Origin of the sequence: Myxococcus sp. AM011, from assembly GCF_013372595.1 — a bacterium.
GTDB lineage: Bacteria > Myxococcota > Myxococcia > Myxococcales > Myxococcaceae > Myxococcus > Myxococcus eversor.
The window spans coordinates 1-12792 of the sequence record NZ_JABXEM010000007.1 but is presented as its reverse complement, the minus strand read 5'-3'; the positions used below and the strand labels follow the sequence as shown (position 1 = coordinate 12792).

Annotated in this window: 9 protein-coding genes; 2 read left to right on the top strand and 7 right to left on the bottom strand. The window is 70.5% G+C overall.

Going from position 1 to position 12792, the window contains the following annotated elements:
* Positions 1 to 111: 111 nt before the first annotated feature.
* A complete protein-coding gene (locus HUW62_RS02680) occupies positions 112 to 2046 on the top strand; it encodes a serine protease (protein WP_176433470.1) in 1935 nt (644 codons plus the stop codon).
* Between the two features lie 94 nt (positions 2047 to 2140).
* On the opposite strand, the gene HUW62_RS02675 is transcribed toward HUW62_RS02680, so the two are convergent.
* Complete coding sequence (locus HUW62_RS02675; RefSeq protein WP_176433469.1) at positions 2141 to 3535, bottom strand: undecaprenyl-phosphate glucose phosphotransferase; 1395 nt, start codon at positions 3533 to 3535, stop codon at positions 2141 to 2143.
* 218 nt (positions 3536 to 3753) lie between these two features.
* On the bottom strand, positions 3754 to 4896 hold the full coding sequence (locus tag HUW62_RS02670; RefSeq protein WP_176433468.1) for a glycosyltransferase: 1143 nt from the start codon (positions 4894 to 4896) through the stop codon (positions 3754 to 3756).
* Positions 4897 to 4979: 83 nt separating this feature from the next.
* On the opposite strand from HUW62_RS02670, the gene HUW62_RS02665 reads away from it, so the two are divergent.
* Complete coding sequence (locus tag HUW62_RS02665) at positions 4980 to 6095, top strand: glycosyltransferase family 1 protein (protein WP_163865657.1); 1116 nt, start codon at positions 4980 to 4982, stop codon at positions 6093 to 6095.
* 21 nt (positions 6096 to 6116) lie between these two features.
* Here the strand turns inward: HUW62_RS02665 and HUW62_RS02660 are convergent, their stop codons facing one another.
* The 5 genes from HUW62_RS02660 to HUW62_RS02640 all read right to left on the bottom strand — a co-directional run.
* Entirely contained in the window at positions 6117 to 7391 is a 1275-nt protein-coding gene (locus tag HUW62_RS02660) for an O-antigen ligase family protein (RefSeq protein WP_163865658.1), read from the bottom strand.
* Positions 7392 to 7404: 13 nt separating this feature from the next.
* Positions 7405 to 8520 carry an LptF/LptG family permease gene (locus tag HUW62_RS02655; protein WP_163865659.1) on the bottom strand — a complete coding sequence of 372 codons (1116 nt, stop codon included), beginning with the start codon at positions 8518 to 8520 and terminating at the stop codon, positions 7405 to 7407.
* Complete coding sequence (locus HUW62_RS02650; RefSeq protein ID WP_163865660.1) at positions 8517 to 9629, bottom strand: LptF/LptG family permease; 1113 nt, start codon at positions 9627 to 9629, stop codon at positions 8517 to 8519. Before HUW62_RS02650 ends, HUW62_RS02655 begins: the two co-directional genes overlap by 4 nt.
* Complete coding sequence (purD, locus tag HUW62_RS02645; RefSeq protein ID WP_176433467.1) at positions 9626 to 10891, bottom strand: phosphoribosylamine--glycine ligase; 1266 nt, start codon at positions 10889 to 10891, stop codon at positions 9626 to 9628. The genes HUW62_RS02650 and purD overlap by 4 nt, the downstream gene beginning before the upstream one ends.
* A 1-nt stretch (position 10892) precedes the next feature.
* A partial coding sequence (locus tag HUW62_RS02640) for a tetratricopeptide repeat protein (protein WP_176433466.1) occupies positions 10893 to 12792 on the bottom strand: 1900 nt, incomplete at its 5' end.

Sequence of the window (12792 nt, the reverse complement as noted above, 5' to 3'; positions counted from 1 at the left end):
CCTCTCGTTCCTGCAACCGAGTTAACAACAGCGACGCGGGGCCCACGGAGAGGGTCGGTATAACCGGCGGTGCAGCCTGAGCTGCGCAGTCCCATTCCCGCAGGAGAACAGATGAAACGAATCCAGCTCGCAGGTCTCGTCGTCGCGCTGATATCCGGCGTGCCGACCGCGCTGGCCTCGGCCCCCGTGTGCGAGGTGGCGGCCTCCCCCGCCTCCCAGCGCGCCACGAAGGTCGGCGAGGACGTGTACCGGCGATTCGAGTCGGCGCATCCCTATGCGTCGACCTCACTGCGCGCGCGGAGCGGGCCGCTCCACACCGACGTCATCACCCACGAGGGGGCCGCGTACATCGCCGCGCACTTCGAGCGGCTGGAGCTGGAGGAAGGAGACTTCGTCGTGGTGCGCTCGCCGGACGGCACGCGCTCGCGGCGGTATGACGGAACGCACCCGGGTGCGCGCGACGGCTTCTGGGCCGTGCACATCCCCGGTGACACGGCCATCATCGAGCTGCACGGCAAGGACTCCGAGGCGCGCCAAGGCATCCTGAACCGACACGGCTACACCATCGACCGCTTCGCGCGCGGCTACACCAACGCGGAGAAGGGCTTCACGTCCGAGCTGGACAAGGCCGTGTGCGGCCCGGACGACACCGGCTGGGCGCCCTGCTACGCCACCAGCGAGCCGACCCTCTACGGCCGCGCCCGTCCCGTCGCGCGCCTGCTCATCGGCGGCTCCAGCGCGTGCACCGGTTGGCTGGTGGGAAGCCAGGGCCACGTGCTCACGAACCAGCACTGCATCGGCACCGCCAGCGATGCGCAGAACACCGACTTCGAATTCATGGCCGAGGGCGCCACCTGTGCCACGAGCTGCGGGAGCTGGTTCGGCTGTCCGGGCCACGTCATCGCTGGCGGCACGCTGGTCCAGGCGGACGCGCCTCGCGACTACGCGCTGGTGCGGCTCGCGGTGAATCCAACGCGCAGCTTCGGCTACCTCCAGCTTCGCGGCGCGGGCGCGGTGGTGAACGAGCGCATCTACGTTCCCCAGCACCCGGCGGGCTACGGCAAGAAGATCGCCGTCACCTCGACGGACTCGCGCGACGAGTCGGGCTTCGCGGAGGTCTACAGCCTGAACGAAGCAGCCTGCCAGGCCGGCGGTCCCAACGACGTGGGCTACTACGCGGACACGCAGGGCGGCTCCTCGGGCTCGCCGGTGGTCGGCTACTCGGACCACCTGGTCGTCTCGCTGCACCACTGCGCCAACTGCCCCAACCGGGGCGTTCCCATCCAGGCCGTCGTCAGTCATCTGGGCGCTCTCCTGCCCACGTGCGCGCTCCCCACCGCGGGGTGCCCCGACCCCAACGGCAACGGCGAGCCGCCCCCGGAGGAGCCTCCTCCGCCTGCCAACTCCTTCGTGTTCACGGCCACCAACACCAACAGCGCGCAGCAGAACACCACCAACAAGAAGCTGACCCTCGCCGCCGGCCAACTGCTCACCGTGGCCACCTGTGGCCTGACGGGCGCGAAGACGACAGGGGACACGTACCTGCGCCTCTTCAATCCCTCGGGGGCCTCCATCGCCGCCAACGACGACGCATGCGGAGGACGAGGCTCCAGCATCACCCTCACCGCCACCACCGCGGGCGAGTACGAGGTGCGCGCCGGCTGCTACTCGAGCGCGAGCTGCGGCGGCACCGTCGTCTGGGAGCTCTCCTCCCTGCCGCCTCCGCCCGCGAAGTCCGGCTCGTTCACCTTCAGCGGGAGCAACACCAACCACGCCCAGCAGGCGACCACCAACCGCGACATCAGCGTCACCGCGGGCCAGGTCCTCACCGTGGGCACCTGCGGCGCCTCGGGAGCGACCTTCACCGGAGACACGTACCTGCGCCTCTTCACCGGCGCCACCCAGGCCGCGGGGAATGACGACGCGTGCGGCGGACGCGGATCCAGCATGAGCTTCACCGCCACCACGTCCGGCGCCGTGCAGGTTCGCGCCGGCTGCTACAGCAATACGACGTGCACCGGCACCGTCGTCTGGAACATCCAGTAGAGGCCGCGTTCCACTTCGCGTCGGGCTCACGGAAAACCGTGCCGGACACGGGGCCTGGGCCACGGAAATCCGTGGCCCGGGCACGCCTGCTCGCTCAGTAGGCGTTCTTCGACAGGAAGCCGCCCAGCGCGGTGCGCACGAGAATCTTCAGGTCCATCAAGAGCGACCAGTTCTCGATGTAGTACAGGTCGTACTCGATGCGCTTCTCGATGCACGTCTGACCGCGCAGGCCGTTGATCTGCGCCCAGCCGGTGATGCCCGCCTTCACCTTGTGCCGCAGGTGGTAGCGCGGAATCTGCCGCTTGAACTCCTCGATGAAGACAGGGCGTTCGGGGCGCGGGCCCACGAGGCTCATGTCGCCCGTCAGCACGTTGAAGAACTGCGGCAGCTCGTCCAGCGAGTACTTGCGCAGCACGGTGCCGATGACGGTGCGGCGCGGGTCATCCTTGCGCGCCATCATCGCGCCGGAGTGCTCCGCGTCCACGCGCATGGTGCGGAACTTGAGGATGTGGAAGGTGCGGCCATCCATCCCCATGCGCTCCTGTCGGTACAGCAGCGGCCCGCGGCTGGACAGTCGCACCGCCAGCGCCGTGGCCGCCATGAGCGGCGCGGTGACGAGGATGGCGAGCAGCGAGAAGAGGATGTCGAAGGCGCGCTTGGAGACCCGGCTCCAGCCCTCCATCGGGTCGCCCTGGAGGCGGATGATGGGCAGGCCGCCGAACTCCTCCAGCCCGCCGTACAGGGTGATGTACTGGTAGAGGTCCGGCACCACCCTGACGTCCACCGTGCGCAGCGCCAGTTGCTCCATCAGCCGCTTCACGTGCGCCTGGTCCTGCAGCGGCAGCGCGAGGATGACCTGGTCCACCGGCTGCGCGTCCAGCACGCGCTCCACGTCGTCCACGTGGCCGATGATGCGCACCCCGTTGACGTACTGGCCCACCTTCTCCGGCCGCAGCGACAAGAGGCCCGTCACCCGGAAGCCCAGCTCCCGGTGGCCCTCCACCGTCTCCACGACGCGCTGGCCCAGCTCTCCCGCGCCGATGACGAGGATGGACTTGAGGTTGTGTCCCCTGCGCCGGATTTCACTCAGCACGTAGCGGAACGCCAACCGGCTGCACGTCACCAGCACGAAGGCATAGACGACGAAGATGACCAGCGTGAGGCGCGAGTACCGCTCCCGCGCGAAGTACGTGGCCGCCACCAGGATGAGCGTCGCGGTGATGGTGGACTTGAAGACCTCGAACACCTCCCCCGTGTTCGTCCGGGAGCGGTTCGTGGCGTACAGCCGCGACTGCTTGAAGGCCGCCGGGAAGATGACGAGCACCATCAGCAGCGAGACGAGCGAGTCCTCCCAGGGAGGGATTCCCTCCGTGACGGGGACGATGCCGGAGAACCGCGTGACGTACGCCAAGGCGAACGCCACAGCGAGCATCACCATGTCCGCGAAGACTTTGATGGACGTGTAGAAGCGCTGGAGACGACTGAACACGCCTGGACTCCTGTAACCTGGTCAACGGGGCGCCACCCCTTTGCAAGACTCGCACCCCGGTACAACGAGCACGCGTCCCGCCCGACTCCCTCTGACTCGCAGGCGTCGTAACACGGAAAATCCCGTGAAACCAACGAGTTACCCCTGCCGCCGGGGGACAGTGACAGGAGGTGGACAGGACGTGACGGTGAAAGACCGGGCCCGGGATGACAGCGGCGTCACACCGCCGTGGCGAGACGTGGGGATTTCCTCGACACCCTGAGGACGGACTCCACCTCCGACAACATGGCGCGCTGGAAGACAGCACGTCCGAAGCGCTCGGCCTGCGAGCGGGCATCCTCCGGCTTGAAGCCGACCTCCCACGTCTCGAAGCGCCGCACGGCGTCCATCAGCGAGGCAGGTGTCTGCTCCGAGAAGAAGAGTCCCGTGCGGCTGTTCACCGTCTCCAACGCCCCGCCCCTTCCGAAGGCGATGACGGGGCGGCCGGTGGCCTGGGATTCCAGCGGCGTGATTCCGAAGTCCTCCTCGGGCGTGAAGATGAGCGCGCGAGCATCCCGGTACAGGGACGGCAGCGCGTCGTCCGAGACGTTGCCGAGGAAGCGCACGTGCGGCGAGGGAGCCACCGACGCGAGGCGCGCGGCCTCCTGTCCCGTGCCCACCACCCACAACGGAGCGCCCAGCGCGCGGAACGCCTCCACCGCGATGTCCAGCCGCTTGTAGGGGGCGAAGGCGCCGAGCCACAGGAAGTAGCCGCCCTGCCCTCCGCCCTCCAGGGGCAGCCGGGTGAAGCGCTCCAGGTCCACGGGGGGATGGACGACGGTGGCGTCGCGGCCCCAGAAGCGCTGGAGCTTGCCGGCGACGTGGTGGCTGTTGGCGACGAAGTGGTCCACGCGCTGGGCCGAGGCGCGGTCCCACCGCTGGAGCCAGGGGCGCACGGCATGGGCCGCGGCGCGCACCGGCAGACGGGCACGCCCGGGGCCGAAGTAGTCGTCGAACAAGTCCCACATGTACCGCATGGGCGCGTGCACGTAGCTCAGGTGGGGCACCCCCGACGGCACGGGCAGGCCCTTGGCCACGCAGTGACTGGAGGAGAGCACGACGTCGTAGTCGTCCTGGAGGCGCAGCGCTTCGATGGCCCGGGGCATCAGGGGCAGGAAGTGGCGGTAGCGCTCGTGGATGCCCGGAATCCGCTGGAGGAAGGACGTGAAGATGCGGCGGGATTCGATGGCCGGGGACTGGCTGCCGGGCCGGTGGATGAGCGTGTAGATGTCCGCGTCGGGCAGCGCTTCGCAGAGCGCGTCGAGCACACGCTCCCCCCCGCGGTGGGTGACGAGCCAGTCGTGGACCAGGGCGACCTTCACGATGCCGGCCTTCTAGCATCGGGCGTGCCTCCTGCCGACAGCAACACGAAGCGGGTGCCTGCCCGCCCCCATGAAGGCCGCGCGTGTGGTACGCGGGAGACGTGGCTCATGTCCTCCTCGACCTGCGCATGGTGCGCGGCCGGCTGCACGGGATTGCCCGCTATGCGCTCGAGCTGGCGCGGCGAGTCCCCGCGCTCGCTCCGGACCTGCGCTTCTCCGCGCTGGTGCCCCCCGAGGGCCTGCCCTCGGACCTGGGAGCGCTCGCGCCTCGCCTGCCCATGCACCGCGCGCTCGCGGGGTTCCTCTCTCCCGTGGAGCAACCCGCGCTGGCGGCGGACCTGGCGCGGCTGTCGCCCGACGTCTTCCACGCCACGTCGTTCGCCCTGCCCCTGTTCTGGAGCGGCCCGCTGGTGGCCACGCTGCATGACGCCAACCACATGGCGCTTTCGCACCAGTACTCGCCCGCGCAGAGCCTGTACTACCGCGTGGTGGTGGGGCCTCGCGCCCGGCGGGCCTCCGCGCTGGTGACGGTGTCCGAATTCTCCCGCGAGGAATTGGCGAAGCACCTCAAGCTGTCGCCCTACCGGCTGCAGGTGATTCCCAATGGCGTGGACTCGCGCTTCCAGCCGCCCTCGGCCGCGGAGGCCCGCGAGTTCCGGGAGCGACAGGAGCTGCCCGCGCGCTACGTGGCGGCGGTGGGCAACGCGAAGCCCTTCAAGAACCTGGAGCTCTTGCGGCACTTCGCGGCGGACCTGCCGGTGCCCATCGTCCTGCTCGCGGGCAAGGGCGCGGTGGCGCACGAACTGGGGCTGCACGAGAACGTGATTGATTTGGAGGAGCTGCCCGAATCGGAGATGGCGCTCTTCTACGGGGCGGCGGCGGCGCTGCTCCTGCCGTCGAAGTACGAGGGCTTCGGGCTGCCCGCGTTGGAGGCGATGGCGGCGGGCTGTCCCGTGCTGGCCGCGGACGCGACGGCGCTCCCGGAAGTGGTGGGCGGCGCGGCGCTGAGGCTCCCACCGGACGACGCGGTGGCCTGGCGCGAGGCGACGCTGAGAGTGCTTCGAGACGACGGCCTGCGCACGGAGCTGGTGGAGCTGGGCCGGGAGCGCGCCGCGCGCTTCACCTGGGACGAATGCGCGCGCAAGACGGTTGCCGTGTACCGGCGCGTGCTCGAGTCGCGCCCGCTGCCTCCTCGCTGAACCGGAGGGAGCGCAGGCCCGCTAGCGCGGCGCCGGACGCCCGCGCAGCACGTCACTGCCCTCGCACAGCCCCAGGCCCCAGATGAGGGCGAAGGAGAGGTGCACGCTGGAGTGGAACGGCAGGTAGTGCACCATCGCGAGGATGTGGAAGCCCACGAAGGACAAGAGCGCGCCCGTGGCGGCCAGCGAGCCCGCGCGGTAGCGACGGATGAGAGCCCAGCCCAGCAGGCCGTGCACCGCCAGCGTCAGCAGCAGGCCCACCAGCCCCGTCTCGGCCCACACCGTCAACCAGAGGTTGTGCGAGTCGGTGGCCAGCAAGTCGGTGATGCCAGACTCCCCCTGCCTCGCGAGGACGGCGGCCTTGTGGTTGCCGAAGCCCACGCCCAGGAGCGGATGCTCGCGCACCAGGCTCCAGCCCACCTTCATGGCCAGCTCGCGCTCCCCGCCGTAGATGTTGCCCACGGCCTTCTCCAGGCGCGCGCGCCACGCAGGTGACGTGAGGACGACCACCACCAGCACCGCGATGAGCGCCAGGCCCGCCTTGCGCGCAAGGCCACTCACCAGCAGCAGCAGCGCCACCACGCTGACCAGCAGCGCCGCGCCCAGCGCCGCGCGGGCGAAGGCGTTGTAGATGGACACCAGCAGACCCAGCACCACCGCGCCCGCCAGCATGCGCCGCCGAGCCACCTCGGAGCTGCCCAGCACCGCGAGCGCGGGGCCCAGCGCGGCGATCGCGCCATGCGCGAAGCGCAGCCGGTGGAAGAAGATGCCCCCGGCCGCGTAGCGCGGAGAGGCCTCCGTGCCGAAGTTCTCGTGCAGCCGGCCCGGATTCAGCTTGAGGAACGCGAAGGGCTCCCACGGCCAGCGCACCCGGTTCTGGAACATGCCCAGCGCAGCGTCGAACAACCACCCCGCCGCCACCGTGCTCGCGAGCGCCAGCCACGGCACGCCCACCGAGCCCACGCACGCCACGGCGGCGCCCGCCACCGAGTCCAGGACTTGTCCGTAGCGCGAGCTTCGAGGCCACCCGCTCGCCGCGCCCGTCAGCAGCGCCAGCCCGGGGGACACCACCTGCCACGCGCACAGCGCCACGCTGGCCAGCACGTAGGCGCGCACGTCGGAGGCCAGCTTCAGCTGACGCCGCGCCGCCAGCACCAGTGCCAGCAGCACCGCCGCGGACGCGGCCACCTGCAACACGACTTCGGCCAGCACCAGGCCCACCGCCCAGACGAGCAGGACTCCAGCCACGGCGCGACGAAGGAAGATCTCCAGCCGGGGCTGGGAGGGATGGTCCATGGATGGACTCACGCTACCTCACCGCGAGCCAACGGCGGGGCAGGTGGAGGAAGCCCTCGCGACGCAGCCACAGCGCCCCTGCCGCCAGCACCAGCAGGACGGGGGGAGTCCACGCCGCCACCAGGGGGGTCAATCGCTCGGTGAGCACCAACGTGCGGCACACCATCATCAACCCCCACATCGCCACGGCGACGAGCAGGCCCTCGACGATGGCGGCGGTGAGGTGCCCCCGGCGATTGGTGCGCAGCGCCAACCCCACCCCCAGGAGCGCCGCCGGCAGCGCCGCGAGCGGATAGGCGAAGCGATTGTGCAGCGCGAGCTGGAACTGCTTCGTCGCCAGACCCACCTCGCGGCGCGCGACAATCTGCTCGCGCAACTCCCGCACCCGCATCTGCTCCGGGCGTCCTGGCCGGATGCGGAAGGCCGAGGCGGCGATGCCCAGCTCGTACTCGGCGCTTTCCAGGCTCTTCACCGACGTGTGCTTCTCTCCGGCGAAGGAGCGCTCCACCACCTCCGTCAGCCGCCAGCGCGTCCCGTCCAGCCACTCCATCCGCGATGCGTCCAGCCGCCGCTCCAGCTTGAACTCCCGCGACAGGGTGAAGATGGACACGTCCTGGAAGCCCTCCTGCGCGCTGCCCGCGCGGAGGAAGAAGATGTGGTCGCCGCGTCGGAACCATTGCTTCGGCGTGTAGTAGAAGCGCCAGTCGCCCCAGCGATTGAAGCGCTGTGTGGTGATTTCATCGACGCGCCGTCCCGCGTGCGTCGCGATGACTTCGTCGAAGGCGATGAGCCCCGTGCACGCCATGAGTCCGAAGGCCAGCACGGGTGCGTACAGCGCCGTGGGACCGAAGGTCAGCGCGCGGATGGCCGTCACCTCGCCCTGCTTGCGCAACGCGGACACCGTCGTGCCCGCGGCCAGCAGCAGCGCGGCGGGCCCGAGCTGCTGCACCGCCATCAGCGCCTTGTAGCCGTAGAGCTTCGCCGCATCCATCACCCAGCCCGGCCCCGTGTACGTCTTCGCGCGGTCGACGAAGTCCACCACCACGAAGACGAGCACCAGCCCGCCGAGGATGCCCAGCGCGAAGCGGATGTACGTCTTCAGCACGTACCCGAAGAGCGTCAGTCTCACCGGACCGTCCCCGAGCGGCTCACCCGGTACAGGGCCACCGCGCCCACCAGCATGAAGATGACGTTCGCCAATTGTCCCGCCAGCGGCGCCGGCAGCTTGCCCTGCTGGCCCAGCTGCTCGAAGGCGCGGCTCAAGAGGTAGTACAGGACGTAACCGCCCAGCGTCAGGAGATAGCCCCACGCGCGGCCCGCCTGTCGGCGACCGATGGCCAGCGGCGTGCCGAGCAACGCGAAGGCGATGGGCGCCAGCGCGCCCCCCAGGCGGCTGTGCAGCGCCATCCTGAAGCCGCGCGCATCCCCACCACTCGCCTCCGCCTCGCTCGCGGCCTGGAGCAGCTCCGACGGCGTCAGCTCCTCCTTGGCGGAGGTGAAGCGGCCCCGCTTGCCCATGGACGCGCCCACGCCCACGCTGATCTCCGCCCGGTCGAAGTGGATGACGCTGTAGTCCTCGGACGCGCGACCGGAGCGGTGCACCTCGCCATCCTCCAGGGCGAAGCGCAGCACCTCTCCACCGCTGGACGTGCCCACCTGGCCCCGGTGCGCCAGCACCAGCAGGGGTGAGTTCGCCTCGCGGTCATCGTGCAACAGCACGTTCGTCCACTTGCCATCCTGGGAGGACACCTGCTCCGCGTACAGCGTCAAGTCACTCAGGTCCTCGTAGAAGGTGCCGGACTTCACGTCGCCGACGACGTTCTTCCGGATGACCTCGCTCACCAGCTCCTTCACGCCCGTGAGGCCCCAGGGTTGCGCGGTGGAGGTGATGATGAGCATCAACACGCTGAGCGCCACCGCCACGCCCATCGGAGCGAAGAGCAGGCGCGTGGGGCCCACACCCAGCGCCTGGAGCGCCGTCAGCTCGCGGTCCTCTCCCAGTCGCCCGAGCCCCAGCAGGATGGCGAGCAGGAACGCAATGGGCAGCGCCATCATCAGGAAGTGCGGCGTGAGGTAGGCCACCAGCCGACCCAGGTCCAGCACCGTCACCGACGAGCCCAGGAGCACGTCCGTGCCTCGCAGGAACTGCATCACGAACAGCAGCAGGAACATGAAGGCCACCCACACACCGAGGGGGACCAGCAGCTCACTGAGGAGATAGCGGGAGATGCGCGTCACGGCGCGGCCTTCATCCCCTTCGCGCCGATGTCATGACGGAAGTGCATGCCCTCGAAGCGCACCGCCTCCACCGCCGCGTACGCCCGCTCCCGCGCGCGCGACAGGTCCTCGCCCCGCGCGCACACCGTCAGCACCCGCCCGCCGCTCGTCACCAGCGCGCCGTCCCGCGTCTCCGCGCCCGCGACGAACACCGTGGCGTCCGTCGGCACCGCGTCCAGCCCGTCGATGCGCTGCCCCTTGCGAGGCGCGTCCGGATAGCCCTGCGCCGCCAGCACCACGCCCACCGAGGCGCCCGGCGCCGTCACCAGCACACGCGGCTCCAACTGGCCGCGCGCGCACGCATCCACCAGCGGCAGCAGGTCCTCGCCCAACTGCATCATCAACACCTGCGTCTCCGGGTCTCCGAAGCGCGCGTTGAATTCCAGCACCTTGGGCCCGCCGCGCGTGAGCATCAGCCCCGCGTACAGCACGCCCTTGAAGGGAAGCCCACGACGGCGAAGCACCGCCAGCGTGGGGGCGATGACGCTCTCCCCCACCTCCGCCAGCTGCGCCTCGTCGAGAAACGGCGCGGGACTGTAGGCCCCCATGCCGCCGGTGTTGGGGCCGGTGTCTCCATCTCCCACGCGCTTGTGGTCCTGAGACAGCGGCAGCATGACGTAGCGCTCGCCGTCACAGAGCGCCATGGCGGAGACCTCCTCGCCCTCCAGCAGTTCCTCCAGCACCATGCGCTGCCCCGACGAGCCCAGCGCCGCCACCGCTCGCACCGCCTCGCGCGCGGAGTCCACGTCGTGCGCGACGATGACGCCCTTGCCCGCGGCCAGCCCGTCCGCCTTGACGACGATGCGGCCCTGCGCCACCGCGTAGGCCTCCGCCTCGGCGGCGTCGGTGAAGGTGCGGAAGGCCGCGGTGGGAACGCCCGCCTCGGCCATGATCTCCTTGGCGAAGGCCTTGGAGCCCTCGATGAGCGCCGCGCCCGCCACCGGCCCGAAGCAGGGGATGCCCGCCTTCGCCAGCGCGTCCGCCACGCCCGCCACCAGCGGTGCCTCCGGCCCCACCACCACCAGGTCCACCCGCTCCCGCCGGGCGAGCGCCACGACCTCGTCCGGCGCGTCGGCCTTCACGGGCACGTTGGTCGCGAGCTTCGCCGTGCCCGGGTTGCCCGGGGCGCACAACAACCGCGTGAGCCGGGGACTCTGGGAGAGCTTCCACGCCAGCGCGTGCTCACGGCCTCCGGAACCCAGCAACAGGACCTTCACATCCACCTCACCGTTCCAACAGGTAGAGCATCCGCTTGGCCGGGAGGTACGCGGGGTCCAACCCCACCACGCTCACCAACTGAGCACGCGCGTCGGCACGCCGCTGCGGCGCCTCCAGCTCCGCGAGCCGCGCCTTGGCCGACAGCAGCGTGGGAGACAGCCCCAGCGCCTCACGCAAGGAGCGCTTCGCGGGTTCCACCTGACGGCTCTCCCCCAGCACCAGTCCCTGGGCCAGATGCGCCACCGGCAACTGCCGCCCCGCGGACACCGCGCGCGTCGACAGCGCACGCGCCTCGTTCAGGTTCCCTCGTCGCAGCGCGATGAGCGCCCGGTACGCCAGCGCACCCGCATTGTTCGCGTCCGACTCCAGCACGTCCCGGAAGTGTCGGTCCGCCGCGTCGAGTTCTCCCTGGTGGAAGCGCAGCAGGCCCTCGTAGAGGTACGGCCCCGGGTCGTCCGCGTTCACCGCGAGCGAGAGGATGACGTCCTCCACGCCCTTCACCGTCTCCGACGGCCGCATCCAGAAGCGCGTCACCAGGGGCCGAGGCTCCAGCCGCATCGGGTCCGCGCGCAGCGCCAGGTTCAGCGCGCGGAACGCATCCTCGCGCCGCTTCGCCCCCGCCGCCGCCACGCCCGCCAGGAGCTGCGCGTCCAGCCTGCGCTCATCCCGCGACACCGCCTCCTGGAAGCGCTCCAGCGCCTCCGCGGGCTTCTTCTCCAGCAGCAGCACGCGGCCTTCCAGCACCATCTCCAGGGCGCGGTCTTCCAGCCGTCCCTTGAAGCCCTCCAGGTGCTTGCGGGCCTTCGCCGCGTCGCGCTGCTCCAGGGCGACGAGGAAGACCTGGAGGTGTGCCTCGGGCAGCTCCTTCGCCAACCCGAGCGCCTCCTCCGCGAACTTCACCCCCGCCTCGCTGTTGCCCGCGGCGCGCTCCGCGGCGGCCAGGTGCACGAGCACCTCCGCCACGTCGCGGTCGCCATGGCGCTCGCGGGCCTTCAAGAGCGCGCGCAGCTCGCGCACGCCCGCGGCGGGATTGCCCTCGGACTGGTAGCGCAACACCGCGAGCGGCAGCAGCGCCCGCAGCTCCCCGGGGTCCGCCTTCACGCGCGCCTCGTACAGCTTGCGCGCCTCGCCCGGCTCACCCACCTCCTGGTAGATGCGCGAGGTGGCCGACAGGCTGTCCCAGTCCCTGGGGTCCGCCTTCAGTCGCTTGCGCAGCGTGTCCAGCGCGAGCGAGTACTCGCCGGCCGACTCGTGCGCGAGCGCGCGGTAGTACTGGATGCGCTTGAGCTCGGGCGCCAGCTTCTCCGCGGAGTCGAAGTGATTGCGCGCCAGCGCCCCCGAGGACGACAGGAAACACCGGCCCAGCACCAGGTGGGCCTCGGCCTTCTGCGCGTCCGTCGCCTGCGCCTGCTTGAGCGACTCGTCCGCCAGTTCCTTGGCCTGCTTGAGCGGCTCCGCCTGCCGTGAGCGCGTCAGGAGCAGGTTGGCGTGAGCCAGCAGCAGCAGCGGGGTGCGCCCCGCGCGAGACTCCGAGGCCTCGACCAGCGCGCTCGCCTCCGCGAAGGTGGAGTCGTCCAGCCCGGCGCCTCGTCCCAGCGCCAGCGCCTGGACATAGCCGGCGATGGCCTCGTCGCTGCGCGGGTCCAGGAGCAGCGCCTGCTGGAAGGACTCCTCCGCTTCCGCATAGGCGAAGCGCTCGTCACGGGCGAGCTGCTTCTGACCCTCCGCGAGCCGCTCCGCGCCGGTGCCCTCCAGCTCCAGGTACTTCAGCTTCCACCGAGGCAGCACCGCCTGCACGGCCTCGGGAATCGCAGCGACCGGAACCACCTCCGTCCGACGGCGCTCCGCTTCCTGGTGCTTCACGAAGAAGAAGCCGCCCACCCCCGTGCCGACGACGAGCAACGTC

Coding starts and splice junctions, on each gene's coding strand:
- HUW62_RS02680 (WP_176433470.1), top strand. CDS start 112: ATGAAACGAATCCAGCTCGCAGGTCTCGTCGTCGCGCTGATATCCGGC.
- HUW62_RS02660 (WP_163865658.1), bottom strand. CDS start 7,391: ATGGACCATCCCTCCCAGCCCCGGCTGGAGATCTTCCTTCGTCGCGCC.